The sequence below is a fragment of the Acidovorax sp. BLS4 genome, from assembly GCF_032929295.1.
In the GTDB taxonomy this organism is placed as follows: Bacteria; Pseudomonadota; Gammaproteobacteria; order Burkholderiales; family Burkholderiaceae_C; genus Paracidovorax.
Window position 1 is genome coordinate 4,426,541 of sequence record NZ_CP136797.1, and the last position, 25,507, is coordinate 4,452,047.

The 25,507-nt window shown below is 64.7% G+C and carries 30 protein-coding genes and 1 tRNA gene; 6 read left to right on the forward strand and 25 right to left on the reverse strand.

Annotation, left to right across the window (positions count from 1 at the left end; all coding sequences use genetic code 11):
• Positions 1-241: 241 nt before the first annotated feature.
• Genes R1Z03_RS20390 through R1Z03_RS20405 form a run of 4 tightly spaced genes read right to left on the reverse strand, consistent with a single transcriptional unit; the run spans position 242 to position 6,296 of the window.
• Positions 242-1,375 (reverse strand): HlyD family efflux transporter periplasmic adaptor subunit, encoded by a 1,134-nt coding sequence (locus tag R1Z03_RS20390; protein ID WP_317354517.1) that lies wholly within the window; start codon positions 1,373-1,375, stop codon positions 242-244.
• Positions 1,372-3,573, reverse strand: coding sequence for a TolC family protein (locus R1Z03_RS20395; protein WP_317354520.1), 2,202 nt, complete (start codon positions 3,571-3,573; stop codon positions 1,372-1,374). The genes R1Z03_RS20390 and R1Z03_RS20395 overlap by 4 nt, the downstream gene beginning before the upstream one ends.
• A 1-nt stretch (position 3,574) precedes the next feature.
• Positions 3,575-4,900, reverse strand: coding sequence for a glycosyltransferase (locus R1Z03_RS20400; protein WP_317354523.1), 1,326 nt, complete (start codon positions 4,898-4,900; stop codon positions 3,575-3,577).
• A 4-nt stretch (positions 4,901-4,904) separates the two neighbouring features.
• Positions 4,905-6,296, reverse strand: a complete 1,392-nt coding sequence (locus R1Z03_RS20405; RefSeq protein WP_317354525.1) for a hypothetical protein — start codon at positions 6,294-6,296, stop codon at positions 4,905-4,907.
• Between the two features lie 308 nt (positions 6,297-6,604).
• Between R1Z03_RS20405 and R1Z03_RS20410 the strand changes: the two genes are divergently transcribed.
• Positions 6,605-8,215, forward strand: coding sequence for a methyl-accepting chemotaxis protein (locus R1Z03_RS20410; RefSeq protein ID WP_317354528.1), 1,611 nt, complete (start codon positions 6,605-6,607; stop codon positions 8,213-8,215).
• A gap of 19 nt (positions 8,216-8,234) precedes the next feature.
• Here R1Z03_RS20410 and R1Z03_RS20415 read toward each other — a convergent pair whose 3' ends face one another.
• Positions 8,235-8,957, reverse strand: a complete 723-nt coding sequence (locus R1Z03_RS20415; protein ID WP_317354530.1) for a YggS family pyridoxal phosphate-dependent enzyme — start codon at positions 8,955-8,957, stop codon at positions 8,235-8,237.
• Positions 8,958-8,996: 39 nt separating this feature from the next.
• Here R1Z03_RS20415 and R1Z03_RS20420 point away from each other — a divergent pair, with 39 nt between their 5' ends.
• The 4 genes from R1Z03_RS20420 to R1Z03_RS20435 all read left to right on the forward strand — a co-directional run bounded on the left by R1Z03_RS20420 (position 8,997) and on the right by R1Z03_RS20435 (position 12,923).
• On the forward strand, positions 8,997-10,040 hold the full coding sequence (locus R1Z03_RS20420; RefSeq protein WP_092744851.1) for a type IV pilus twitching motility protein PilT: 1,044 nt from the start codon (positions 8,997-8,999) through the stop codon (positions 10,038-10,040).
• A 77-nt stretch (positions 10,041-10,117) separates the two neighbouring features.
• Entirely contained in the window at positions 10,118-10,753 is a 636-nt protein-coding gene (locus R1Z03_RS20425; RefSeq protein WP_272566930.1) for a cyclic nucleotide-binding domain-containing protein, read from the forward strand.
• Between the two features lie 33 nt (positions 10,754-10,786).
• Positions 10,787-11,923: a PilT/PilU family type 4a pilus ATPase gene (locus tag R1Z03_RS20430; RefSeq protein ID WP_272566929.1), complete on the forward strand. Its 1,137-nt coding sequence runs from the start codon at positions 10,787-10,789 to the stop codon at positions 11,921-11,923.
• Between the two features lie 67 nt (positions 11,924-11,990).
• Positions 11,991-12,923: an NAD(P)-dependent oxidoreductase gene (locus tag R1Z03_RS20435; RefSeq protein WP_284431083.1), complete on the forward strand. Its 933-nt coding sequence runs from the start codon at positions 11,991-11,993 to the stop codon at positions 12,921-12,923.
• A gap of 102 nt (positions 12,924-13,025) precedes the next feature.
• Here R1Z03_RS20435 and R1Z03_RS20440 read toward each other — a convergent pair whose 3' ends face one another.
• From R1Z03_RS20440 to R1Z03_RS20450, 3 genes are all read right to left on the reverse strand, one after another.
• Complete coding sequence (locus R1Z03_RS20440) at positions 13,026-13,703, reverse strand: BON domain-containing protein (protein ID WP_372588178.1); 678 nt, start codon at positions 13,701-13,703, stop codon at positions 13,026-13,028.
• Positions 13,700-14,296 (reverse strand): SIS domain-containing protein, encoded by a 597-nt coding sequence (locus R1Z03_RS20445; protein ID WP_284431081.1) that lies wholly within the window; start codon positions 14,294-14,296, stop codon positions 13,700-13,702. Before R1Z03_RS20445 ends, R1Z03_RS20440 begins: the two co-directional genes overlap by 4 nt.
• Before the next feature lie 103 nt (positions 14,297-14,399).
• A complete protein-coding gene (locus R1Z03_RS20450) occupies positions 14,400-14,783 on the reverse strand; it encodes a YraN family protein (RefSeq protein WP_284431080.1) in 384 nt (127 codons plus the stop codon).
• Between R1Z03_RS20450 and rsmI the strand changes: the two genes are divergently transcribed.
• Positions 14,783-15,703: a 16S rRNA (cytidine(1402)-2'-O)-methyltransferase gene (gene rsmI / locus R1Z03_RS20455; protein ID WP_317354539.1), complete on the forward strand. Its 921-nt coding sequence runs from the start codon at positions 14,783-14,785 to the stop codon at positions 15,701-15,703. The two genes, R1Z03_RS20450 and rsmI, sit on opposite strands and share 1 nt — an antisense overlap.
• Positions 15,704-15,784: 81 nt before the next feature.
• Here the strand turns inward: rsmI and R1Z03_RS20460 are convergent, their stop codons facing one another.
• From R1Z03_RS20460 to rplE, 17 genes are all read right to left on the reverse strand, one after another.
• Complete coding sequence (locus tag R1Z03_RS20460; RefSeq protein WP_372588179.1) at positions 15,785-17,065, reverse strand: Hsp70 family protein; 1,281 nt, start codon at positions 17,063-17,065, stop codon at positions 15,785-15,787.
• 231 nt (positions 17,066-17,296) lie between these two features.
• A tRNA-Met gene (locus tag R1Z03_RS20465) sits at positions 17,297-17,373 on the reverse strand.
• 25 nt (positions 17,374-17,398) lie between these two features.
• The gene (rplQ, locus tag R1Z03_RS20470; protein ID WP_284406975.1) at positions 17,399-17,797 is read right to left on the reverse strand and encodes a 50S ribosomal protein L17; all 399 of its coding nucleotides are present in this window, start codon (positions 17,795-17,797) and stop codon (positions 17,399-17,401) included.
• 89 nt (positions 17,798-17,886) lie between these two features.
• Positions 17,887-18,879: a DNA-directed RNA polymerase subunit alpha gene (gene rpoA / locus R1Z03_RS20475; protein WP_272549398.1), complete on the reverse strand. Its 993-nt coding sequence runs from the start codon at positions 18,877-18,879 to the stop codon at positions 17,887-17,889.
• Between the two features lie 111 nt (positions 18,880-18,990).
• Complete coding sequence (gene rpsD, locus R1Z03_RS20480; RefSeq protein WP_272566916.1) at positions 18,991-19,614, reverse strand: 30S ribosomal protein S4; 624 nt, start codon at positions 19,612-19,614, stop codon at positions 18,991-18,993.
• An 89-nt stretch (positions 19,615-19,703) separates the two neighbouring features.
• Complete coding sequence (rpsK, locus tag R1Z03_RS20485) at positions 19,704-20,108, reverse strand: 30S ribosomal protein S11 (RefSeq protein ID WP_011793799.1); 405 nt, start codon at positions 20,106-20,108, stop codon at positions 19,704-19,706.
• 18 nt (positions 20,109-20,126) lie between these two features.
• The gene (gene rpsM / locus R1Z03_RS20490; protein WP_056670935.1) at positions 20,127-20,492 is read right to left on the reverse strand and encodes a 30S ribosomal protein S13; all 366 of its coding nucleotides are present in this window, start codon (positions 20,490-20,492) and stop codon (positions 20,127-20,129) included.
• A gap of 22 nt (positions 20,493-20,514) precedes the next feature.
• Positions 20,515-20,628 (reverse strand): 50S ribosomal protein L36, encoded by a 114-nt coding sequence (gene rpmJ / locus R1Z03_RS20495; protein WP_011793797.1) that lies wholly within the window; start codon positions 20,626-20,628, stop codon positions 20,515-20,517.
• A gap of 149 nt (positions 20,629-20,777) precedes the next feature.
• Positions 20,778-22,097, reverse strand: coding sequence for a preprotein translocase subunit SecY (gene secY, locus R1Z03_RS20500; RefSeq protein WP_284431076.1), 1,320 nt, complete (start codon positions 22,095-22,097; stop codon positions 20,778-20,780).
• A gap of 23 nt (positions 22,098-22,120) precedes the next feature.
• Positions 22,121-22,552, reverse strand: coding sequence for a 50S ribosomal protein L15 (gene rplO / locus R1Z03_RS20505; RefSeq protein WP_272569571.1), 432 nt, complete (start codon positions 22,550-22,552; stop codon positions 22,121-22,123).
• Positions 22,553-22,562: 10 nt separating this feature from the next.
• Complete coding sequence (gene rpmD / locus R1Z03_RS20510; protein ID WP_056670941.1) at positions 22,563-22,745, reverse strand: 50S ribosomal protein L30; 183 nt, start codon at positions 22,743-22,745, stop codon at positions 22,563-22,565.
• 14 nt (positions 22,746-22,759) lie between these two features.
• On the reverse strand, positions 22,760-23,278 hold the full coding sequence (gene rpsE, locus R1Z03_RS20515) for a 30S ribosomal protein S5 (RefSeq protein WP_272549406.1): 519 nt from the start codon (positions 23,276-23,278) through the stop codon (positions 22,760-22,762).
• 17 nt (positions 23,279-23,295) lie between these two features.
• Positions 23,296-23,661 (reverse strand): 50S ribosomal protein L18, encoded by a 366-nt coding sequence (rplR, locus tag R1Z03_RS20520; RefSeq protein WP_272549407.1) that lies wholly within the window; start codon positions 23,659-23,661, stop codon positions 23,296-23,298.
• A gap of 11 nt (positions 23,662-23,672) precedes the next feature.
• Complete coding sequence (gene rplF, locus R1Z03_RS20525; RefSeq protein ID WP_284431075.1) at positions 23,673-24,206, reverse strand: 50S ribosomal protein L6; 534 nt, start codon at positions 24,204-24,206, stop codon at positions 23,673-23,675.
• 24 nt (positions 24,207-24,230) lie between these two features.
• Positions 24,231-24,626: a 30S ribosomal protein S8 gene (gene rpsH, locus R1Z03_RS20530; protein WP_005793636.1), complete on the reverse strand. Its 396-nt coding sequence runs from the start codon at positions 24,624-24,626 to the stop codon at positions 24,231-24,233.
• Positions 24,627-24,646: 20 nt separating this feature from the next.
• Positions 24,647-24,952 carry a 30S ribosomal protein S14 gene (gene rpsN / locus R1Z03_RS20535; protein ID WP_272549410.1) on the reverse strand — a complete coding sequence of 102 codons (306 nt, stop codon included), beginning with the start codon at positions 24,950-24,952 and terminating at the stop codon, positions 24,647-24,649.
• 8 nt (positions 24,953-24,960) lie between these two features.
• Positions 24,961-25,500, reverse strand: a complete 540-nt coding sequence (gene rplE, locus R1Z03_RS20540) for a 50S ribosomal protein L5 (protein ID WP_272566913.1) — start codon at positions 25,498-25,500, stop codon at positions 24,961-24,963.
• Between the last annotated feature and the right edge of the window lie 7 nt (positions 25,501-25,507).

A 25,507-nucleotide genomic window follows, 5' to 3' on the forward strand; every position in this document is an offset into this window, starting at 1 on the left:
TGTGTCGCGCCGCAGGGGCGCGTGGGTTGAAACTGGGTTTAGAGGTGGCCCCTCATTGAGCGGTACCACTGTCGCGCCCTGTGCGGGCGCGTGGGTTGAAACGGTGCCGGGCGATTGGACCGCCCTGGGGCCACCGCCCCAGGTTCCCCGGTGCAGGCACGCCCCTTCAAGGAAACAATCAATCGCTATATTTTCTATAGCAACACAGACAATCAGTACTAGGGCATGAAGGGGTTTTGACTCAAAAACCGCTCCACACCCAGTCGAACCGCACGTCCAGCGGCAACTGGTGGATGCGGTAGGCCGCGGGCAGCGGCTCCAGCGGGCGCAGGCGCACCACGATCGACGGCATGCGCGGCGACAGCGGCGAAACGCGCTCGGCGGGAAGGCGTTCGGCCTCGGCCACCACGCCGACCACCTCGGCGCGGATGCGCCCGCCGTCCATGAATTGCAGGCTGGCCTGGCGCCCCACCTGGGCGTAGCGCGCCTCGTTGGGCAGCACGTAGGCGTGCACCATGGGCGCGCCGCGCCCCTGCAGCACGGCCACGTCGGTGCCGGGCACCACCCACTCGCCGCGGCGAACGAGCTGGCGCACCACGGTGGCGTCGAAGGGCGCGACCACGTCGGGCGACGGCAGCGCCGCGCCGGCGGCCAGCGGCCCCGTGCCCGCGTTCGTGCCCGCGTTCGTGCCCGGCGCCCCCGGGGCCGCGAGCGGCACGGGGCTCTGGGCGCGCAGCGCCGCCTGGGCAAGTGCGCGGTCGCGCGCCACCTGCGCGGCGGTCTCGGCCCGCTCGGCCCGCGCGCGGTCCACGCCGGCCTGGGCCTGCATCGCCTGCAGGCGCACGCCATCCAGCTCCTGGCGCGTGGCCGCGCCCTGCAGGCGCAGGCCTTCCATGGTGCGCACGCGCTCCTGGTGCAGGGCCGCCTGCCGCAGCGCCAGGCGCTCGGCCTCCTTCAGCCCGGCCAGGCGCGCGGACTGGCCCTGCGCCACGGCCTGGGCCACGGCCGGATCGGTGGCGGCGGCCAGCGGCGCGGCCAGGGCCGTGGAGGCCGGCGCCCCCGCGGCCGTGGGCGGCTCCAGCACCATCACCGGCTGGCCCGCGGGCACGGTCTCGCCCACGGCCACGATGCGCGCCACGCGCCCGGAGGTGTGCACGCCCACGGCCACCTGCTCGGTGACGACGAAGCCGGGCGCCGTCTCCCACCAGTAGGCGATGGCAAAGCGCATCAGCAGGTAGGCCGGCGCTGCAAGCACCATGGCCAGCAGCAGGTACCAGCGCCAGCGCGGCACCTGCCGCTTGGCGGCGGCGTAGCGCACCGGCAGGCCGTTGGCCTCTTGCGCCGAGCCCGGCGGAATGTCGAACTGGATCTTCACGGGGCAGCCCCTTCAAAATCTTCCCACGCCTGCACCACCACGCCGGCGAACGCCGGCAGGTCGGACAGGGACTGTGCGAGCGCGCGCCAGCGCTGCAACGCCGCGGCGCGGCCCACGCCATGGCTGCTTTCCTCGCGGGTGAGCGAGTCCTCCATGCTCTGGGCCACCGCCACCCGCAGGCCGGGCACGGCCTGCCGCACCAGCGGGCGCGCCAGTTCGGCCGCGCGCTCGGGCCGGCTCACGTAGACCATGGCGACGACCTCGGTGGCGCCTGCGGCCTGCAGGCGCTGCGCGAGGCCGGGCACCTGCAGCTCGCGGTAGTGCGTGGTCAGCGCCAGGGGCCAGGGCGTGGCGGCGCGCACCGCGCGCAGCGTGGCCACGGTGCCGTCCTCCCAGCCAGGCTGGTCGGCGGCGTCGAGCTGGCTGCGCTCCAGGTCGAGGTTGAGCCCGTCGAACGGCAGGTGGCGCAGCGGCGCCAGCAGCGCCAGCAGGGCCTCGCGCCCGGCGGGCAGGACCCAGCTGGGCTCGCCCAGCACCAGCTCCACCGCCATGCCCCGATCGTGCGCGTGCTCCAGCAGGCGCCGCAGGGCGGCGCTGCCCGGCGGGCGGGCCAAGGCGCGCAGCTGCGCGCTGGTGAAGGACAGCAGCACGCGCTGGCTGTCCTGCGGCATGGCATCGAGCCGGGCGGGCCGGTCCAGCAGCGCCTGCCCGCTCCAGGAGAACCACCCCAGGCCCGGCGCGCGGGCTGGCGGGGCCGGCTCGCCCCGCGCCGCCGGCGGCAGCGCGGACAGGGCGGTGAGCGCGGGCGCGAGCAGGTCGGGCAGGGGCTCGGCCGCGCCCGGCTGCGGCGGGCAGGGGCTGCCGAGCGCCAGCACGTCGAGCGCGGCCAGCGCCCGGCGCTCCGAGCCGTCGACGACCTGCAGCGAAGCCTGGTAGAGGGCGTAGCGCGCCGTCAGCAGGCGCGAATAGCCTTCGCCGTCGAAGGCATCGAGCCGCAGGCGCGCCACGCGCAGGCCCTCCTGGGCCGCCTGCAGCCGGTTCAAAAAGCCGGGCATCTCGCCGCCGCGCAATTGCCAGTCGGCCAGGGCCTGGTCCAGCACCGAGCGGTATTCGCCCAGGCGCAGTTCCATCAACTGATCGGCCCGGTCGCGCTCGCTCTGCAATTGGCCCCGGGCCGCGTCGCGCTGCGCGCGCCACTCCAGGGGCATGGAGAAATCCACGCCGACGACGGTGCTGCGGCCCGGCTGGCCGCCGATGTCGCGGCTCACCGACTGCGACAGCGACACGCCGGCCTCCAGGCCCGTGTGCTGCGCGTTCTCCAGCTGCGCGGCGGCGGTGTCGCGCTCGGTGCGGGCCTGGGCGATGGCGGGGTCGTCGCCCGCCTGCGCGAGCAGCGCCTCGCGGTCCATGCAGCGCACGGGCCAGCCCGGAATGGCCGTGTCCACCCGCGCCACGGGCTGCCCCGCCAGCCGCGCGAGCGTGCGCAGCGCGCTGGACTGCGCGGCGCGCTGGGCATCGTGCGCGGCCTGCACGCCGTCGAACAGCGCCGACAGGTCGAGCCGGTCGGCCTCCAGCATCACGCCGGCCTGGCGCCGGTGCAGCAGCTGCGCCTCCACGGGCATGCGCACGGACAGGAATTCCTGCGCCAGCAGGCGCCGCTGCAGGCTGTGCGCGAACCGCACATAGGCCTGGCGCACGGCCAGCCGCACGTTCCGCTGCGCCTGCGCCTGCCGCAGCCGGCCCAGCAATTCGGCGCCCTCGGCCTCGCGCACGCCACGCTGCTGGGCCTCGCGGCTGCCCAGCAGCGGCCAGCGCACGCCGACCTGGGCCTGGCCGCGCTGGTAGTCGCGGCTGGTGGTGTCGGTGACGGACTCCCGCACGCCCCCGAGGCTGGCGCCGCCGAACACGCGCGCGCCCTGCCCGGCGCGCGCCGCGCCGGTGCGCTGCGCGGCCACGTCGGCCTCGGCCTGCGCCAGCCGCACGGCCGGGGCCTGCACCTCGGCCCAGCCTTCCAGCTCCGCCAGGGTGGCAGGCGCCTGGGCCAGCACGTCGGCGGGCAGTGCGGGCGGCGCCTCCAGCGCCAACACGGGGGGCGCCAGCGGCGGGGCCGGCTCGGCCGCCGGCGCGCCCGCGCTCCACCCCAGCAGGCACAGCACCGCGGCCCATGGCAAAAGACGTTCCCCCAGGCGATGCGGCATATCAGAACTTGGTTTTGCGCAGCACCCACCAGGGGGCCATCGCGGAGTCCAGGTGGGTCTTCAGGAAGACCTCCTGCAGGATCGAGAACGTGCAGTGCACGCGGTTGACGAAGGCGAAGAGCGGAAACAGCGGCAGGAACCGCAGGTAGGCCGCGTCGTGCCAGGGCCGCTCGGACACGGCCACGAGGTACAGCAGGAAATAGAACAGCAGCGCCGCGAGGTACACCGCGTAGACGAACCCCAGCACCCCCAGCACCGCCCCCACCGGCAGCGTGAACAGCATCACGCCGGTGTACGCCACGATGAGAAAGGGCATGAGCACCTGCATCACCAGGCCGTTCACCACCACGAACAGGAAATTGCGCCAGCCCAGCAGGCGCGGGCGCAGGTTCAGGCGGAACTTGCGGATGAAGATGTAGAACATGTCGCCGTCCCAGCGCAGGCGCTGGCGGAAGAACACGCGCCAGGTGTCCGGCGCGTCGGTGTGGCCCACGGCATGCGGGTCGAACACGATGCGCAGGCCCGGATGGCGGCCGAAGTACTGCTTGATGCGCATCGTCATGTCCAGGTCCTCGGCCGTGCCCGCGTCCCAGCCGCCCAGGTTGCGGATGAAGCTGGCGCGGAACACGCCGAACGCCCCCGAGATGTTGTTGACGATGTTGAACTCCGACAGCCCCGTCTTGCCCGCGCCGATGGACAGCATGTATTCCAGCGCCTGCATGCGCGCGGCCAGCGAGCGGCGGGCGTTGCGCACCCGCAGGCTGCCGGCGACGCCCACCACGCCGGGGTCGTCGAAATGCCGCGTGGCATGGCGCACCATGTCGTTGTCGAACGAGGTGTCGCCATCGAGCGCCATCACGATCTCGCCGCTGGCGATCGACAGGCCGGCGTTCAGCGACGACACGCGGCCGCCGCGCTGCCACTTGGGCAGCACCACCAGCGCGCGCCGGCGCGCACCGGCCAGCAGTTCGCGCGCGCCTCGAGCCGCACGCAGCGTGGGCTCGTTCTGCACCGCGCCGTCCACCACGGCGATGATCTCGATGAAGCCCGGGTAGATCTGCTGGGCGAGCGACTGGATGGTCTTGCGCACGTCGTCGCCCTCGGAGTAGCAGGTGATGACGCAGGACACGCGCGGATAGCGCTCGCGCTGCAGGTAGGGCCGGTGCTCGCGCAGGCCGTACTTCACCATGCCCGCGCACACGAGCAGGAAGAACGGCGCCTCCAGCAGCACCACGAACGGGAAGAACTTGAGCGCCAGCTCCACCCACGACTGGTGCGTCGCGCTGGAAAACAGCGTGACGAACGCGAACACCACCTGCTCCCCCATGCGATCAGGTCCCGTCGCGCAGCCGCGCCATCAGGTCCGAGGCCTGCTCGCCGGAGCGCAGGCCGCCCGGCACCTCCAGGTGCCGGATGCGCGTGCGCAGCGGCATCGCGGCCGCGCCGCCGCCCGCGCCCTGGAGCGACGCCTGCAGGCGCGCGGCCAGCCCCTCGGGCGAGGAGAACGGCAGGAAGAGCCACAGGCATTCCTCCTGCGTGCGCGTGGTGATGTCCGAGGTGCGCAGCAGTTCGTGCAGGCGCCGCGCGAACTCGTCGAGCATCAGGAACACGCGCGATGCGCCTTCGCGTTCGATCACCTCGGCCGCGTTCTGGAACTCCACCAGCATCAGCGCGAACCGCATCTCGCCGTGGCGCGCATGCGTGGCCAGCGCCCAGTCGAGCATGCGGCGGAAATCGGCGGGCGGCACGTAGTGCGCGGAGTCGAGCGCGGCGAACGATTCCTGGATCTGCCCGGCGCGCAGCGCGGCACGGCCCTGCGGGCTCAGGCGCAGCGACGAGATCTCGCGCACGTCCAGCGTGCTGGGCTCGGCCGTGGTGCGGCAGTCCAGGCAGCGGGCCACCACCTGGGTCTCCACGAACACGTGGTGGCAGCTGCCGCAGGCGTACTGCGTGAGCGGCCGGTCGTAGTCCACGCCGATGTGCCGCAGCATGGCGTTGCACTTGGGGCACGAGAGCGCGCCATCGACATGGAAGTCGGCCTCGGGCGCCACGTGGCCGCAGGCGAAGCAATGCAGCGAGGGCGACTTGCGGATGTGGATGCTGGTGCAGTGCGGGCACACGTCCAGGTAGTGGATGTGCGCGCTGCCGCAGGTGCGGCAGTGCCGTGTGCGGTCCACCAGCTCTGCCGGCTCCAGCAGCCGGCGCCGCGTGAGCCCGGCCAGGCACGCATCGGCATCGTCGCCGGGCCGGGCCAGCGCCTCGACCATCGGGTAGCGGTACAGCGCCAGGCTGGCACGGTCGCATTGCGGCTGCAACTGGGCGCCGTCGCGCAGGCACAGGAAATACAGTACCCGCTCGTCGAAATGCAGGGCCGCGGGATCGAGCGGCAGGCTGCGCCGCACGGCCAGGCACAGCTCGCTGGCGGCCAGGGCGGCGGCATACGGCGCGGCGCCATCGGCCAGCCAGGGCGGGGCCGCATCGCCGGGCGCCACGAACAGTGGGCGGTCCCACCAGACGCTGGCGCGCAATTGGGCCGCCAACGCGGCGGGGACATCGCCCTCCCAGCCGTCCAGGTAGAACCCCAGGGGCTCCACGCCGGAGTCCGCGAAGGCCTCCCATGCACTCCAGGCCCTGGCCCTCGACTCGCCGGCCGCCAACTGCCCGGAAGGCCGCAGCACCACCATCGTTTCCAACGCCACGGCCGGCGTGATTTCAACATTCAAAACAACTATCCATTCGCGTTACGCCATAGAGCATGGCCGGCCGGATTCTAAAAGTGGGCCTTCCCGCACCCGGTAGGACAAGGCCGTCCGCAAGCCGGCGGCGTGCAACCCTTTGCAAGCACCGGCTGGCCGCGAATCCGCCACTCGCGCCTACCGAATCGGCGCGGCCCAATCCTCAACAATTCTCAAAAAGGACGGCGATCCAACACCCCGTTTTTGGCGATTGAAATTTGTCACGCAACTGTCAAAAATTACAAAAAGAAACAAACAAAACCAATCCACACCACTCCTGAAACCGAGGTGAAACCATGAAGCTTTCGAACATCAAGATCGCCCACCGACTGGCGCTGGGATTTTCCCTGCTCATCCTGCTGATGCTCGGCCTGACGGTCATCGGCGTGAACCGGGTGTCCAACATCAACGCCAGCCTGGCCACCATCGGAGACTTCAACAGCGCCAAGCAGCGCTATGCCATCAATTTCCGCGGCAGCGTGCACGACCGCGCCATCGCGCTGCGCGACGTGACCCTGGCCACGCGGCCCGACCAGCTCCAGGCCGAGATCGACCTGATCCAGAAGCTCGCGGGCCACTATGCGCAGTCGGCAGCGCCGCTGGACCAGATGTTCGCCTCCACCCCGATCGAGCCCCGCGAGCGGGAGGCCCTGGACCGCATCAAGGAGGTCGAATCACGCGCCCTGCCGCTGACCCGCCAAGTCATTGAGCTGAGCGGCGCCCACCAGCCTGAGAAGGCCATTCAGGTTCTGCAGGAGCAGGCCCGGCCCGCCTATGTGGAGTGGCTGGCCAGCATCAACCGGCTGATCGACATCGAGGAGGAAAAGAACAAGGCCGAATCGGCCAATGCGCGGTCCGTCGCCCAGGGCTTTTCCATCCTGATGCTGGTGCTCAGCGGCACGGCGATCGTGGTGGCGGCAGCGACGGCCTGGCTCATCTCCCGCAGCATCGTGCGCCCCATCCAGCGGGCGGTGCAGGCTGCCAGGACCATGGCCACCGGCGACCTGACGCAGGCCGTCGAGGCCCGGCAGACCGACGAGGCCGGCCAGCTGCTGCAGTCGCTGGAGGCGCTGCGCGACAGTTTCCAGAACGTGCTGTACGACGTGCGCCGCACCTCCGAGGCGGTGGCGGCATCCAGCACCGAGATCTCACAAGGCACCCATGACGTGTCCAGCCGCACCGAGCACCATGCCAGCGCCCTGCAGCAGACCGCGGCGTCCATGGAGCAACTGGGCTCCACGGTGCGCCAGAACGCCGACAACTCCCGCCAGGCCAGCCAGTTTGCCACCCAGTCCAGCGCCGTGGCCATCCAGGGCGGCGAGGTCGTGACCGAGGTGGTCGAGACCATGAAGGGCATCCACGAAAGCTCCCGCAAGATCGCCGACATCATCGGCGTCATCGACAGCATCGCGTTCCAGACCAACATCCTCGCCCTCAATGCCGCGGTGGAGGCGGCGCGCGCGGGCGAGCAGGGCCGGGGCTTCGCCGTGGTCGCCAGCGAGGTGCGCAGCCTGGCCGGCCGCTCGGCCGAGGCGGCGCGTGAGATCAAGCACCTGATCTCCACCAGCGTGCAGCGGGTCGAGCAGGGCAGCGTGCTGGTGAACAAGGCCGGGGCCACCATGACGGAGGTGGTGTCGTCCATCCGCCGCGTGACGGACCTCATGCAGGAAATCAGCGCGGCCAGCAACGAGCAGGCGATGGGCGTCGCCCAGGTCGGCCAGGCCGTGTCGCAGATGGACCAGGTCACCCAGCAAAACGGCAGCGTGGTCGTGCAGATGGCGGCGTCCGCCAGCGGCATGAAGGACCGCACCAGCGCCCTGCTGCAGGCCGTGGGGGTCTTCCGGCTGAATCAGGAAACCGCCGAGGCCGGCCCGTCGCCGCAACTGGGCTGGACGCGCCGGGCCTGAGCATGGCGCGGCCCCGGCCTCAGGCGGGGGCCGCCCTGGTGCCGAAGACGCCCGTGCCGACCCGCACCAGGGTGCTCCCCGCGTGGATCGCCGCCTCCAGGTCGGCGGTCATGCCCAGCGACAGCGTGTCGAACGCCGCAAAGCCCTCGCCCCCCTCCCCCCGGATCTGGTCGAACAGCGCTTTCGCCGCCGCATGGACCGCCAGCTGCGCGGCGAAATCGGGGGCCACATCGGGAATGCTCATCAGGCCCCGCAGCCGCAACCGTGGCAGCCGCGCAACAGACCGCGCCAGGGCCAGAGCCTCCGTTGGCGGCACGCCCGCCTTGGTCGCGCCGCCGTCCACATTCACCTGGATGCACACATCCAGCGGCGCCAGGCCGGCAGGCCGCTGCTCCGCCAGGCGCTGCGCGATCTTTTCGCGGTCCACGGTGTGGACCCAGTCGAAATGCTCGGCCACCTGCCGGGTCTTGTTGCTCTGCACGGGACCGATGCAATGCCACTGCAGCGGCGGCGCCCAGGGCGTGGCGCCGCCTCGCAGCGCGGCGATCTTCGCCACGCCTTCCTGGATGTAGTTCTCGCCGAACGCGCGCTGCCCGGCCTCGGCGGCACGGCGCACGGCGTCGTCGCCGAAGGTCTTGGAAACGGCCAGCAGGCGCACGCTGGCAGGGTCGCGCCCGGCCGCGGCGCAGGCCTGCGCGATGCGCCCAAGAACCTGTTGGAGGTTGTTACCAATCGTCGTCATAATGATTCCTCTGAGCGTACCAAACGACCGAGGGACCCCGTGGACATCACCCAACTGCTGGCATTCAGCGTGAAGAACAAGGCTTCTGACCTGCACTTGTCGGCGGGCCTTCCACCCATGATCCGGGTCCACGGCGACGTGCGGCGCATCAACGTCGATGCGCTCGACCACAAGACCGTCCACGCCATGGTGTACGACATCATGAGCGATGCGCAGCGCAAGGCGTACGAAGAATTCCTGGAAGTGGACTTTTCCTTCGAGATCGAGGGCCTGGCGCGCTTTCGCGTCAACGCGTTCAATCAGAACCGCGGCGCGGCCGCTGTGTTCCGGACCATTCCGAGCAAGATCCTGACGCTGGAGCAGCTCAACGCCCCCAAGATCTTCGGCGAACTGGCCTTGAAACCGCGCGGCCTGGTGCTGGTCACGGGCCCCACGGGCTCGGGCAAGTCCACCACGCTGGCGGCCATGGTCAACTTCCTGAACGAAAGCGAATACGGCCACATCCTCACGGTGGAAGACCCGATCGAGTTCGTGCACGAATCCAAGAAGTGCCTGATCAACCAGCGCGAGGTCGGGCCGATGACGCTGTCGTTCGCGGCCGCCCTCAAGTCGGCCCTGCGCGAAGATCCGGACGCCATCCTGGTGGGCGAAATGCGCGACCTGGAAACCATCCGCCTGGCCATGACGGCCGCGGAAACGGGCCACTTGGTGTTCGGCACGCTGCACACCTCCAGCGCCGCCAAGACCATCGACCGGATCATCGACGTGTTCCCCGCCGAGGAAAAGGAAATGGTGCGGGCCATGCTGTCCGAGTCGCTGCAGGCCGTCATTTCGCAGACGCTGTGCAAGACCAAGGACGGCCAGGGCCGTGTCGCGGCGCACGAGATCATGCTGGGCACCAGCGCCATCCGCAACCTGATCCGCGAGGCCAAGGTGGCACAGATGTACTCCACCATCCAGACCAGCAGCAGCGCCGGCATGCAGACCCTCGACCAGAACCTGACCGACCTCGTCCGGCGCAACGTCATCAGCCCGGCCGAGGCGCGGGGCAAGGCGAAGATCCCCGACAACTTCCCGGGTTGATGCACACCGCATCCCCTCCCGTCCACCCACCCCAGAGATTCGCGGCCTTTTTCAGGCGGCACACCGGAGCACCCCCTATGAAAGGCATCCTCGGCCTGTTGAAGGCCAAGACCCGCGGCGGCAAAGCGGCGGAAGAAGGCGGCGACTCCGTCTTCTTCACCACCGCTTTCGCCGGACAAGGTGTGGACGACGCCATGCTGGTGCCCTGGGAAGCCCGCGCCGTCGAGGTGGGTGCCAGGCGCATGGCCGCCAGCCGCGGCGGCAAGCTGCTGCAGGCGCTGTGGTCCAAGGACAAATACATGGCGCACCTGGACCGGGACGCCGTTGAGCGCATGGAGCGCTTCTTCGAGTTCGCGGCCGTCGCGCCCAACCGCGATGTGATCCGCCAGGACGAGTACGGCAATTTCATGGTGGTGCTGCTCACCGGCACGATCGCCGTCGATCGCGTGCAGCCCTGGGGGGAGCACCTGCGCTTGGCGGAAACCCGGCCCGGCGATATCCTGGGCGAAATGTCGCTGCTGGACAGCGGTATCCGCTTTTCGGCCTGCACCACGCTGACTGACTGCGAGATCGCGGTGCTCAGCGCGGAGGCCATGGACGACATGATGACCAAGGACCCCCAGCTGGCTGCCAGCCTGGTGGCCCTGCTGGCACGCAAGCTCTCGCTGCGCCTTCGCGTCGTGAGCGCCCGCCTGTCCGACAGCCAGAAATGACGCACCGCGCTGCAACCACCCCAGGGAGAGCTGATGGAACGCGATCAGGCCAGTAAATTCATCAACGATCTGCTCAAGCTCATGGTGAGCCGGGGGGGCAGCGACCTGTTCATCACGGCCGAGTTTCCGCCCGCGATCAAGGTGGACGGCAAGGTCACCAAGGTGTCCCCCCAGCCGCTCACTCCCGCCCACACGCTGACGCTGGCGCGCGCCATCATGAGCGACAAGCAGGTGGCCGACTTCGAGCGCACGAAGGAGTGCAACTTCGCCATCTCGCCCGCCGGCATCGGGCGCTTTCGCGTGAACGCGTTCATCCAGCAAAGCCGCGTCGGCATGGTGCTGCGGACCATTCCGCTCACGCTGCCGACCATCGACGGGCTCGGCGTGCCGCAGGTGCTCAAGGAAGTCACGATGACCAAGCGGGGCCTGTGCATTCTGGTGGGCGCCACGGGCTCGGGCAAATCGACCACGCTGGCGGCAATGGTGGACTGGCGCAACGAGAACTCGTTCGGCCACATCATCACCGTGGAAGACCCCATCGAGTTCGTGCATCCGCACAAGAACTGCGTCGTCACCCAGCGCGAAGTGGGACTCGATACCGACAGCTGGGAAGCCGCCCTCAAGAACACGCTTCGCCAGGCCCCGGACGTCATCCTGATGGGCGAGATCCGCGACCGCGAAACCATGGAGCATGCGGTCGCCTTCGCCGAAACAGGCCACCTGTGCCTGGCCACACTGCACGCCAACAGCGCCAACCAGGCGCTGGACCGCATCATCAATTTCTTTCCGGAAGAGCGGCGCGCGCAACTCCTCATGGACCTGTCGCTCAACCTGCGCGGCATGATCTCCCAGCGCCTCATCCCCAAGCAGGATGGCAAGGGCCGGGCCGCGGCGGTCGAGGTGATGCTGAACACGCCCCTGATCGCCGACCTGATCTTCAAGGGCGAAGTCGCCGAGATCAAGGAGATCATGAAAAAGAGCCGGAACCTCGGCATGCAGACCTTCGACCAATCGCTGTTCGACCTGTTCGAGGCCAACGTCATCACCTACGAAGACGCGCTGCGCAATGCCGACTCACTGAACGACCTGCGTTTGCAGATCAAGCTGGGCAGCCAGCGCGCCAAGACCACCGACCTGGCCTCGGGCACCGAGCACTTCGCCATCGTCTGACGCCAGCCGCCCCACCACCCGCCCTTGCCCGGCGGGTTTTCTTTTTTCTGAAATGGAGCCCTCTCCCATGCCCAGCACGAATCCCCGCAGCTACGACGCCACGCCTTTCCGCAAGGTCGCCTTTCTCGGCCTGGGCGTCATGGGCTACCCAATGGCGGGGCACCTCGCCCTCGCAGGCCATACCGTTACCGTGTACAACCGCACCGCGGCCAAATCGGCCGCCTGGTGCGAAGAGTTCGCGGGCAGCGCCGCACCCCGGCACGCCCCCACGCCACGCGAAGCCGCCCAGGGGGCGGACATCGTCTTTTGCTGTGTCGGCAACGACGACGATCTGCGTTCCGTCACGCTGGGTGCCGATGGCGCCTTCGCGGGCATGCAGCCCGGCGCGGTCTTCGTGGATCACACCACGGCATCGGCCGAGGTCGCTCGCGAACTGTACGGCGCGGCGCGCACGCTGGGACTGCAGTTCATCGATGCCCCCGTGTCCGGTGGCCAGGCTGGGGCCCAGAACGGCCAGCTGACCGTGATGTGCGGCGGCGACGCTGCCACCTTCGACAGCGTGAAGCCCACCGCGCTGGCCTTTTCCCGGGCTTTCACCCGCGTGGGCGACAGCGGATCGGGCCAACTGGCCAAGATGGTCAACCAGATCTGCATCGCCGGTATCGTGCAGGGCCTGTCGGAGGCGATCGCCTTCGGTCAGCACGCCGGGCTGGACATGCCGCTGGTGCTGGACGTCATCGGCAAAGGGGCCGCGCAAAGCTGGCAGATGGACAACCGCGGCAAGACCATGGTGGAAGGCCGCTTCGACTTCGGCTTTGCCGTGGACTGGATGCGCAAGGACCTCGGCCTGGTCCTCGACGAATCCCGCCGCAACGGCGCACGTGTGCCGGTCACGGCGCTGGTGGACCAGTTCTATGCCGATGTGCAGCAGCACGGCGGCGCCCGTTGGGACACCTCCAGCCTGATCACGCGGCTGGGCCGCCAGAAAACGAACGGGTAAAAGAACCGATCGTTCAGCCTGGCCGCGCGGGATCCCTCGCGGCCGTGGCCAGTGGCCTGGTGCCGGAACCGCTTTGGCCGATTCGCTGGCAGCCGCCGACGCTCAGCGGACCGGCACGTTGGGCGAAGCGTCCGTGGTGACTGGCGCGGGACGCTGCTGCGCGAAGCCACGCTCCAGTTCCTGCTGCGTGATGATCTCGAACACGCGCACGACCTTGCGCACGCCGTTCACGCCCCTGGCGATGTCGGAGGCACGGTCCGCCTCGCGCTGCGTCACGCGTCCCATGAGGTACACCGTCTCGCGCTCGGTGACCACCTTGTAGGCGCTCGCGAACAGGTCCTTGGCATCGACGAAGCTCGCGCGCACCTTGCCGGTGATCAGCGTGTCGTTGGAACGCTGCGTGAGGGAACTGGGGGGCATCACGGCCAGGTCGTTGACGACCGAGCGCACGTTCTCCACGGCCAACGCGGTCTGCTCGAGTTTTTCCTTGTCCTGCGCGGTCGGCACTTCGCCCGTCAGCAGCACTTGCCGGTTGTAGCTGGTCACATTGACATGGACGCGGTCGCCGAAGGTGTCGCGAATGCGGTTGGAGGCACGCAGTTCGATGCCTTCGTCCTCCACCTGCGTGCCCGTCGTGCGCCGGTCCGACGCCATCATGCTGCCCATGACGGCAGCGCCGCCTACCACCAGCGGAGCGCATGCCGAGAGGGCCGACCCCAAGGCGCCCACGGCCAACAGGGTGCAAGTCAATCGGGTCAAGCGGGTCATCGGGAAGCTCATAGCGGTATCTCCTGTTCACCAAGTAATTGGGCGTCCACGCCGTCGCACAGGCAGTGCAGGACCAGCGAATGCACCTCCCGCACGCGTGCGGCGCGGTCGTGGGGCACGGCGATCAAGACGTCGGTCTCGCGCAGCATGCCGGCCAGCCGGCCACCGCTGCGACCCGAAAGGGCGACGACGGTCATGTCTCTTTCATGCGCTGCATCGCATGCGGCCAGCAGCGGCAGGTCATTGCCGGACTCCGACAGCGCCAGCAGGACGTCGCCCGCCTGTCCCAGGGCTCGCACCTGGCGTCCCAGCGCGTCGATGTCCGGGCCCTCCAGGCCGGCAGGGGTCCAGATTGCGTCGGGCGCCAGTGCCATGGCCGCCAGCTCCGGCCGCTCCCGTTCGAACCCGGCCACGCACAGGGCAGCGAACTGCTGCGCCTGCGCCGCGGCCGGACCGCTGCCGCAGGCCAGCACCTTGCCGCCACTGGTGACGCAGGCGAGGATGGCCTGCACAGCGGAAGCGATGGGATGGCTCAGGGTCTGCGCGGACTGGTATTTGAGGTCGGCGCTATCGATGAAATGCTGTTGAATGCGTTGCTCTAGCATGAGGCAAAGATGATACCTGTGGGGTCGACGCCGTTTGGGTCAACCATGGGCGGCAGGCGTAAAACACTGCATCCGCCTTGACGCCAACCAAGGGCTTGAAGCGTTATTGCGCCTCGAAGGCGCCACGCAGCCACTGCACGGAACCGCCTTCTACCAGGACGGCATCGAAGCGGCATGGCGGTGGTGCAGGCAGGCGCATCAGGTAGCAGCGGGCGGCAAACACGATCCGCTGCTGCTTGGTCCGGCCGATGCTGGCACCAGCGCCGCCAAACGCACTGCTGGCGCGGCTTCGCACCTCAACGAACACCACCGTGCCGTCGCGATCCCGCACGATCAGGTCGATCTCGCCGCCGCCACGCCCGGGCGTTCGATAATTGCGCTCGACCAGCCGTAGTCCAGCGGCTTGCAGGTGGGCCAATGCGAGGTCTTCGGCAGCATTGCCGACCACGCGCGTGTTGGCTACCGGTTTTTTCCCAAGGAATCCCATTGAGCGCCTCTTTCGCTTCAGCCCTGAACGCCGCACGCGACGCGGCGGCTGCGCAGCATTATCCGCAAGGGGCTCTGTACGTCGTGGCCACCCCCATCGGTAACTTGGCCGACATCACACTGCGGGCGCTGCACGTGCTGCAACTGGCCGACACCATCGCCTGCGAAGATACGCGCCATACCCAGGCGCTGCTGCGCGCCTACGGCATAGAGAAAACCAGCAGTCAATTGCTGGCGGTGCACCAGCACAACGAGGCCGAGGCATCGCATTCGGTGGTCGAGCGTTTGCGCGACGGACAGCGGGTGGCCTACGCCAGTGATGCGGGCACCCCGGGCGTCAGCGATCCGGGGGCGCGGATCGTCGCTGCCGTGCACGCGGCAGGGTTGCGCGCTGTGCCACTGCCAGGAGCGAGCAGCGTGACATCGGCACTCAGCGCTGCGGGCGCAGTCGCCCAGGGGGCCGAAGGTTTTCTTTTTGCCGGTTTTCTTCCAGCCAAGAGCGGCGAGCGGGCAACGGCAGTGCAACATCTCGCCACGGAAACCCGCTGTGTGGTGCTGCTGGAGGCCCCGCACCGAATTGCAGAACTGGCCCAGGCCCTTGCGGTTTTGGGAGACCGGCAGGTCACGCTCGCCCGGGAGCTGACCAAACAGTTCGAAGAAATTGCCACCCAGCCTGCCCATGCCCTGTCCATCTGGCTGGCCGGCGGACCACAACGCTCGCGGGGCGAGTTCGTGGTGCTGTTGCACCCGATCCAGGCAGCGCAGGACGATGGCGATGGTCTGCGTGTGCTGAAGTTGTTGATGCAGGAACTCCCGCTCAAAACCGCTGTCCGCCTGTCGGCCGAGATCACAGGATCATCGCGCAATGCCCTGTATGAGTCAGCCCTGGCGCTCAAGCAGGAAGGCGGAACGCAGGCCTAGCAGGCTCGGCCCATGCCAGGCGCTGCAATGCAACTGCTGAGCGGCGTGAACGCATCGGTCCGCGTGGGGTACCGCCTTTTCTCAGCCGACGGTGTACGCCAGTCCGGAGGCCACGCCGCCGAACAGGTCACCTTCTATCTGAGTCACCTGTGGGAAGGCCTTCTTCAACGCGGTACGCAGCGGGCGCAGCGCAGAAGAGCCACCGGTGAGATAAATGGCATCGATGCCACTGGCGTTCAATTCGGCCTTGCTCAGGCACTCCTGGGCGCAATCCACAATCTGCTGCAAAGGCCCCTCCAGTTGCGCTTCCAGGACATCGGGTGAAATGAAGGATTGCAGATCGGATTCGAGCCAATCCAGCACGATGGGTTCTGCAGCGCTGTTTTGCGACACCGCGATCTTGGCGTGTTCCACCGCATTGGCCAGACGGTGCCCCCACCGTTCGTTGAGCACCTCCATTAATCGGTCGTGCAAGCGAAGGTCTGCATAGTCGGTCCGGAGGGACTGCGCGTCCCTCAAAGCTTTCGCGCTGTACAGCCACTGGATCAGGTGCCACGTCGATAAATCGAAGAACACGCGGCTGGGCACTTCCCGGCCACTGGGCCCGATGTGGCGCAGTCCGAGAAGCGGCATGACCTGGGCCCGGCTCAGTCGTTGGTCAAAATCGGTTCCACCCAGGTGAACCCCGGAGGTGGCCAGCACGTCGGAACTGCGATCGGCCAGCAAGGCACGCTCCGGGCCGAGGCGCACGACGGTGAAATCCGAGGTCCCCCCGCCGATATCCACCACCAGCACCAATGATTCATGCGTGATCCGCTGTTCATGGTCCAGCGCCGCTGCAATGGGCTCCAGTTGAAAGGAGACATTGGTAAACCCCGCATCCAAGGCCGCCTGTCGCAAGGCGTCTTCCGCCTGCGCATCACGCGCTTCGTCGCCATCCACGAAGTGGACAGGGCGCCCCATGACAACGCGGTCTGGCATCGCGCCCAGCGCCTGCCGGGCCTGCCCTGCCAACGTGCGCAGAAACAGTGCGATGATGTCTTGATAGCTCACCATGCTCTGGTGAACCGCTGTCTTGTCCTGTAGGAGCGCGCTGCCGAGCAGGCTTTTCAGCGACCGCATGAGCCGCCCTTCCGTGCCCGCGAGGTAATGCGCCACGGCATCGCGCCCGATGTGTGTCTGATGGTCTTCCGTATTGAAGAACAGGGCGGTCGGCAATGTGGTTGCAGTCCCTTCCAACGGTAGCAACGTGGCCACGCCCCTGCCCCGTCTCACCGCCATGGCGGAATTGGAGGTGCCGAAATCAATGCCAAGCGTGGTTTCTTCTGAGGATGTCATCGTGAACAAAGGAGAGATAGGCATCACCCCCGGATTGATCGGGCGGCATCAAACCATCAAGAAGCTGTCGGCACGCGCACCTTTCAGTGTTGCAGTGTGTCGTCATTAATCGCCCTGATGTGAAAAGATGCCGATCGTCACCCACTGACTGGAGGCCAGCCAAAGCTTCCCATCAGTGTTTATCCAGTGAGTTAAACGACAAAAACAAAAAAGCCCACTGATTAGTGGGCTTTTTTGAGAGCGTTTCCGCTTTATTGGTTGCGCGAGGAGGATTTGAACCTCCGACCTTTGGGTTATGAGCCCAACGAGCTACCAGACTGCTCCATCGCGCGACAAGAGATAAATTATAACCTACTTTTATGCTTCTGCGGAAGCATTTGCGGTTTCTGCAGATTCTTCTGCGCGATCAACCAGTTCGACATACGCCATAGGTGCATTGTCACCCACGCGGAAACCCATCTTTAGGATGCGCGTATAGCCGCCTGGACGTGCCTTGAAACGGGGGCCGAGCACATTGAACAGCTTGGTCACGCTGTCACGATCGCGCAGACGATCAAATGCCAAGCGGCGATTGGCCAGGGTGTCTTCCTTCGCCAAAGTGATCATGGGCTCCACCACACGGCGCAGCTCCTTGGCCTTGGGCAGCGTGGTCTTGATGGCCTCGTGCTCGATGAGCGAGTTCATCATGTTCTGCAGCATCGCGAGTCGGTGCGAGCTGGTGCGATTGAGTTTACGAAGGCCGTGTCCGTGGCGCATGGTGCTTTCCTTATGAGTAATTAAATCGGGCAGCCGTATCAGGTACTGCCCAAGGCACTGGCTCCCCCGAGGGAGCCCAAAATTATAACTTAACGCTTGTCGAGGCCTGCAGGTGGCCAGTTCTCCAGCTTCATCCCCAGAGTCAAACCACGGGAAGCCAAGACTTCCTTGATTTCATTGAGCGACTTACGTCCCAGATTAGGCGTCTTCAGCAACTCGTTCTCGGTGCGTTGGATCAGGTCACCGATGTAGTAAATGTTCTCGGCCTTCAGGCAATTGGCAGAGCGCACCGTCAATTCCAGCTCGTCCACAGGGCGCAGCAAGATCGGATCGAACGTTGCACTGCCGCGAGGACCTGCTGGCGCATCGAATGCCGCCAATTCGCCGCCTTCGAGCTGCGCAAACACAGCCAGCTGTTCTACCAAAATCTTGGCGGATGCGCGAACTGCATCTTCCGCCGTGATGGCACCATTCGTCTCGATTTCGACAACCAGCTTGTCCAGATCGGTGCGCTGCTCAACGCGGGCGCTTTCCACGGTGTAGCTCACGCGCTTGACCGGGGAAAAAGATGCGTCCAGCACAATGCGGCCAATCGACTTCGTCGACTCGTCGGCATAACGGCGCAGATTGCCTGGCACGTAGCCACGGCCTTTTTCTACCTTGATCTGCATGTCCAGCTTGCCGCCCTGCGACAGATGGGCGATGACGTGATCGGGGTTGACGATTTCTACGTCATGAGGCGTCTGGATATCCCGAGCCGTGACCACCCCTTCACCGTCCTTGCGAAGGCTCAGCGTGACTTCGTCGCGGTTGTGGAGCTTGAACACCACACCCTTGAGATTCAACAGGATGTTGACGACATCTTCCTGAACACCATCAATGGATGAATACTCGTGCAAGACGCCTGCGATCGTGACTTCCGTTGCTGCGTAACCCACCATGGACGAGAGCAGAACACGGCGAATGGCATTGCCCAGAGTGTGGCCGTAACCGCGCTCAAAGGGCTCCAACGCGACCTTGGCACGATTGTGGCCAAGTTGCTCGACATTGATCGCCTTGGGTTTCAGCAAATTGGTTTGCATTCAGACTTCCTCTCAATACCCCCAGCTCGTTACACCGGTAAGGCTGGTGAAGCGCCTATACCGCGATGCCTCGCGGTATAGGAACAATTTTCTCGAATGTGCGCTAAATGCTTAGCGCGAATAGAGTTCAACGATCAGGGATTCGTTGATGTCAGCGCCGAATTCGTCACGATCCGGAACCTTCTTGAAGATACCTTCGGCCTTGTCGGCATTCACTTCCACCCACGCTGGCATACCCACTTGCTGAGCCAGCTGCAAGGCTTCGACCACGCGACCTTGCTTCTTGGACTTTTCGCGCACAGCCACCACATCGCCCGTCTTGACGAGGTACGAGGCGATATTGACAGACTGGCCGTTCACGGTGATAGCCTTGTGCGAAACCAACTGGCGTGCTTCTGCGCGCGTGGAACCGAAGCCCATGCGGTACACCACGTTATCCAGACGGGATTCCAGCAGGAACAGCAGGTTGGCACCCGTGTTGCCCTTGCGGCGATCAGCGGCTTCGAAATAGCGGCGGAATTGCTTTTCCAGCACGCCATACATGCGCTTGACCTTCTGCTTTTCGCGCAGTTGCAGACCATAGTCGGACGTGCGAGCACCAGAGGTGCGGCCGTGCTGACCTGGCTTGGAGTCGAACTTGGCCTTGTCCGCGATAGAGCGGCGAGCGCTCTTCAGGAACAGGTCAGTGCCTTCACGGCGGGAGAGTTTGGCCTTGGGGCCGAGGTAACGTGCCACTTGAGCTTCCTTGGATTGTCATCTTCCGCAACATCATTGCGGGAGCCACCTGCTGCCAAAGCAATCAGGTGGCGGTGGGCTTATAAAAATTAGATGCGACGGCGCTTTTGCGGACGGCAGCCGTTATGGGGAACCGGCGTCACGTCGGAGATCGAAGTGATGCGGATACCCAGGGCGCCCAGCGCGCGCACCGACGATTCACGACCAGGACCTGGGCCCTTGATCTCGACATCAAGATTCTTGATGCCTTGTTCAATGGCAGCACGACCCGCGACTTCGGATGCAACCTGTGCAGCGAATGGCGTGGACTTGCGCGAACCCTTGAAACCTTGACCACCCGACGACGCCCAGGACAAGGCGTTGCCTTGGCGATCGGTGATCGTGATGATGGTGTTGTTGAACGAAGCATGCACGTGCGCGATACCGTCCGAAACGTTCTTGCGAACCTTCTTGCGAACGCGCTGTGCAGCGTTATTGGCGGGAGACTTTGCCATGTTGATCTTTCAATCTTTTTACTTCTTCAGCGCTGCAGCACCCTTGCGCGGGCCCTTGCGGGTACGAGCATTCGTGCGTGTACGCTGACCACGCATGGGCAGACCGCGACGATGGCGGAAGCCGCGGTAGCAGCCAATGTCCATCAAGCGCTTGATGTTCATCGTGGTTTCGCGACGCAGATCACCTTCGATGGTGAACTGCGCGATCTGATCGCGAATTTTTTCGAGATCGCCGTCCGTCAGATCCTTGATCTTCTTGGAATAAGCGATGTCACAGGCTTCGCAGATCTTGCGAGCGCGGGTGCGACCAATGCCAAAAATGGCGGTCAAGCCGATTTCAGCATGCTGATGCGGCGGAATATTAATGCCAGCGATACGTGCCATATGCGTCCTCTAATACTTTCAATCAACCTTGGCGCTGCTTATGGCGCATGTCCGTGCAGATCACGCGCACCACACCTTTGCGGCGGATGATCTTGCAGTTGCGGCAGATTTTCTTGACCGAAGCCGAAACTCTCATTTCATTCTCCTAAAACTCGTCTTTTCGTCCCGGCCCACTGCGCGGAACACAATTTGCGCCCGCGATGACTCGGAGGCATCAATAAACCGTATCCACCAAGGCTAACCCGCCACTATAGCGCATTTGCCAAGATTCCACTTGTGACTGACTCAGCTGCCAGGCGTTGCTTTGAAGTTGGCCTTCTTAAGCAAGGATTCGTATTGCTGCGACATCATGTAGTTCTGCACCTGGGCCATGAAGTCCATGGTGACCACCACAATGATCAGTAAAGAGGTGCCACCAAAATAGAACGGCACGTTGTACTTCAAGATCATGAACTCTGGGAGCAAGCACACAAAGGTGATGTACACCGCTCCAGCCAGCGTCAAGCGAACCAGGATCTTGTCGATGTAGCGAGCCGTCTGTTCTCCAGGACGAATCCCAGGAATGAAGGCACCGCTTTTCTTCAAGTTGTCTGCAGTCTCTCGGCTGTTGAACACCAAGGCGGTGTAGAAGAAACAGAAGAACACAATGGCCGCTGCGTAGAACATCACATAGATCGGCTGACCTGGGGTCAGTGCTCCAGAAATGTCACGCAACCAACGCATCGACTCACCTGCACTGAACCAGTTCACCACCGTAGCCGGCAACAAAATGATCGACGAAGCAAAGATCGGTGGAATCACCCCAGCCATGTTGAGCTTCAACGGCAGATGCGACGATTGCCCGCCATACACCTTGTTGCCCACCTGGCGCCTCGCGTAATTCACGAGAATCTTTCGCTGACCTCTTTCGACAAACACGACGAAATAGGTCACTGCCGCCACGATCAACACGATGAAAATCGCAGCCAGGATGCTCATCGCACCTGTGCGCACCAGCTCCAGCAATCCACCGATAGAACTCGGCAGCCCTGCAGCGATACCTGCGAAGATCAGGATCGAAATCCCGTTGCCCAAGCCACGCTCTGTGATTTGCTCACCCAACCACATGAGGAACATCGTGCCAGCCGTCAAGCTCACCACGGCCGTCATGCGAAACCCGAACCCGGGACTCAGCACCAGCCCTGCGGAACTCTCCAGTGCCACAGCGATGCCCAGTGACTGGAATATGGCCAAACCCAGCGTTCCATAACGCGTGTATTGCGTGATCTTGCGCCGCCCTGCCTCGCCTTCCTTCTTCAGCTGCTCGAACGTCGGAACGACATAGGTCATCAGCTGCATGATGATCGACGCCGAGATATACGGCATGATCCCCAGAGCGAAAACCGTGAAGCGCGAGAGCGCCCCACCCGAGAACATGTTGAACAGGTTCAGAATGCCACCCTGCTGGCCACTGAACAGCTGTTGCAGCTGCGCCGGATCAATGCCCGGCACGGGAATGTGCGCTCCGATGCGGTACACGACCAACGCCAGCAGCAGAAAAACCAGCCGGCGACGTAAATCGCCAAACTTACCGGTTTTCGCAATTTGAGCTGCGCTAGTAGCCACGGATGCGTTCCTTCAGAACGTATTCAAGCCAGGCTGCCGCCGGCAGCTTCGATGGCCGCCTTCGCGCCCGCCGTTGCACCGATGCCGGTCAACTTGACCGACTTGCTCAGTTCGCCACTCTTGATGACCTTCACCACCTTGATCAGCTGACCCACCAAACCGGCGCTCTTGAGCGCCAGCAGGTCAACTTCAGCAAGACCCAGTTGGTCCAGCGCCGTCAGAGTCACTTCTGCATTGAACTTCAGCAGATGGGACTTGAAGCCGCGCTTGGGCAGGCGACGCTGCAAAGGCATTTGACCGCCTTCGAAGCCCACCTTGTGGTAACCGCCAGAACGCGATTTTTGACCCTTGTGACCGCGACCCGCGGTCTTGCCCAGACCAGAACCGATACCGCGACCGACGCGGCGCTTGGCATGCTTGGCTCCGTCTGCAGGCTTGATGCTATTGAGTTCCATCATCAACCTCTCAGAGGACTTTGACCAGATAGCTGATCTTGTTAATCATGCCGCGCACTTCAGGGCTGTCCTGCAGTTCGCTGATGCTGTTCAGCTTGCGCAGGCCCAGGCCGCGTACGGTGGCACGGTGCGATTCCTTGGTGCCAATCGGGCTGCGCACCAGTTGAATCTTGACGGTTTGTTGCGTAGTCATTTGCTCAACTCCGTTCAGGCGAAGATGTCTTCGACCGACTTGCCGCGCTTGGCTGCCACTTCCGACGGGGTCGTGGAATGCACCAGCGCATCGAACGTTGCGCGGACCATGTTGTAGGGGTTCGACGAACCGTGGCTCTTGGCCACGATGTCGGTGATGCCCAACACTTCAAACACAGCACGCATCGGGCCGCCCGCAATGATGCCCGTACCCTTGGGGGCGGGAGCCATCATCACGTGTGCAGCACCATGGTGGCCCGTCACTTGATGATGAATGGTGCCGTTCTTGAGCGACACCTTCACCAGATTGCGGCGAGCTTCTTCCATTGCCTTTTGCACGGCTGCAGGCACTTCCTTCGACTTGCCCTTACCCATGCCGACGCGGCCATCACCGTCACCGACCACAGTCAGTGCGGCGAAACCGAGAATCCGGCCACCCTTCACGACTTTGGTCACGCGGTTCACCGCGATCATTTTTTCGCGCAGACCGTCGTCCTGACCTTCGCTCTGCACTTTGGGTTGAAATTTAGCCATTTTGTATTTCGCTCCGCTTAGAACTGCAGGCCAGCTTCACGTGCAGCGTCGGCCAAAGCCTTGACGCGGCCGTGATAGGCAAAACCTGCACGATCGAATGCAACCTTCTCGATGCCGGCCGCCTTCGCCTTTTCAGCGATGCGCTTGCCGATGATCTGGGCAGCGGTGGCATTGCCCCCCTTGCCAGAGCCACCGAGGGACTTGCGCACATCGGCTTCTGCCGTCGATGCGCTGGCCAGGACCTTGCTGCCGTCGCCGGAGATAACACTGGCGTAGATGTGAAGGTTCGTGCGGTTCACCGTCAAACGCGCCACGCCTTGCTGCGCAATGCGAATGCGGGTTTGGCGCGAACGACGAAGACGCTGCTCTTTCTTGGTCAACATGTTGCAGCTCCTTATTTCTTCTTGGTCTCTTTGATCGTGACTTTTTCGTCCGAATAACGGATGCCTTTGCCCTTGTAGGGCTCGGGCGGACGAACGGCACGGATCTCAGCGGCCAATTGGCCGACGCGCTGGCGGTCGGCACCCTTGATCACGATTTCGGTCGGGGTTGGAGTCGCAACCGTGATGCCAGCAGGCATTTCGAAGTTCACGGGGTGCGAGTAACCCACGCTCAGATTCAGCTTGGCACCTGCAGCCTGGGCCTTGTAGCCCACGCCGATCAGGCTCAGCTTCTTTTCGAAGCCCTTGCTGACACCCACCACCATGTTGTTCACCAACTGGCGGATCGTGCCACTCATGGCATTCGCTTCACGGGACTCGTCAACAGGCTCAAAACTAAGCTTGCCGTCCTTGATGGAGACCTTCACAAGCGCGCTCTGGGTCAGCGACAGCGTGCCGCCCGTACCCTTCACGTTGATCTGGTCGTCCTTGATGGACACATCCACACCTGCGGGGATGGTCACCGGCATTTTTCCTACGCGGGACATTTCAGTTACTCCTCAATGCCACGTTTAAGCGACGTAGCAAAGCACTTCGCCGCCGACACCGGTAGCGCGCGCTTTGCGATCGGTCATCACGCCCTTGGGCGTCGTGACAATTGCCACACCCAGACCGTTCATGACTTGCGGGATGGAATCACGGCCTTTGTACACACGCAGGCCAGGACGGCTCACGCGCTCGATACGCTCGATCACCGGACGACCGGCGTAGTACTTCAGTGCGATTTCAAGTTCGGACTTGCCGGCTTCGGTCTTGACCTGGAAGCCGTCGATATAACCCTCGTCCTTCAGCACTTGGGCGATGGCGATCTTCACTTTGGAAGACGGCACCAGCACGGTTGCCTTGGACACCATTTGCGCGTTGCGAATGCGGGTCAGCAAGTCAGCGATGGGATCACTCATGCTCATGTTGTATCTCTCCTGCCCGCTTACCAGCTGGCCTTGGTGACACCAGGGATGTCGCCGGCAAAAGCCAGTTCACGGATCTTTGCGCGAGCCAGACCGAATTGGCGGAACGTGCCACGTGGGCGACCGGTGATTTCGCAACGGTTGCGCTGACGCGTGGGGTTGGCGTTGCGTGGGAGCTTTTGCAGGCCCAGACGGGCTGCTTCACGCTCTTCATCGCTGCGCTTCATGTCGCTGGCAACTGCCTTCAATTCCGCATACTTTGCTGCGTACTTGGCGGCCAATTTTTCGCGCTTCAGTTCGCGCTGGATCAAAGCTACTTTAGCCATACGCTGCCTCAGTTCTTGAACGGGAAACGGAAACCAGCGAGAAGCGCCTTCGCTTCTTCATCGCTACGCGCCGTTGTGGTGATGCTGATGTTGAGACCGCGCAAGGCATCCACCTTGTCGTACTCGATTTCAGGGAAAATGATCTGTTCCTTGACACCGATGTTGTAGTTGCCACGGCCGTCGAAGGCCCGGCCAGAGATACCGCGGAAGTCACGGACGCGGGGCAGAGCCACGGTCACGAAACGATCCAGGAATTCGTACATCTGAACGCCACGCAGGGTGACCATGCAGCCGATGGCCTGGCCTTCTCGGATCTTGAAACCGGCGATGGCCTTCTTGGCCTTGGTCACCACAGGCTTCTGGCCAGCAATCTTGGTCAGATCTGCGACGGCGTTGTCCATCACCTTCTTGTCCGACACGGCTTCGCTCACACCCATGTTCAGGGTGATCTTCGTCAGCCGAGGGACTTGCATCGGAGAGGTGTAACCGAACTGCTTAGCGAGCTCGGGGGCGATTTTTTCGCGGTAGTGTTGTTGCAGTCGTGCCATGTTGACT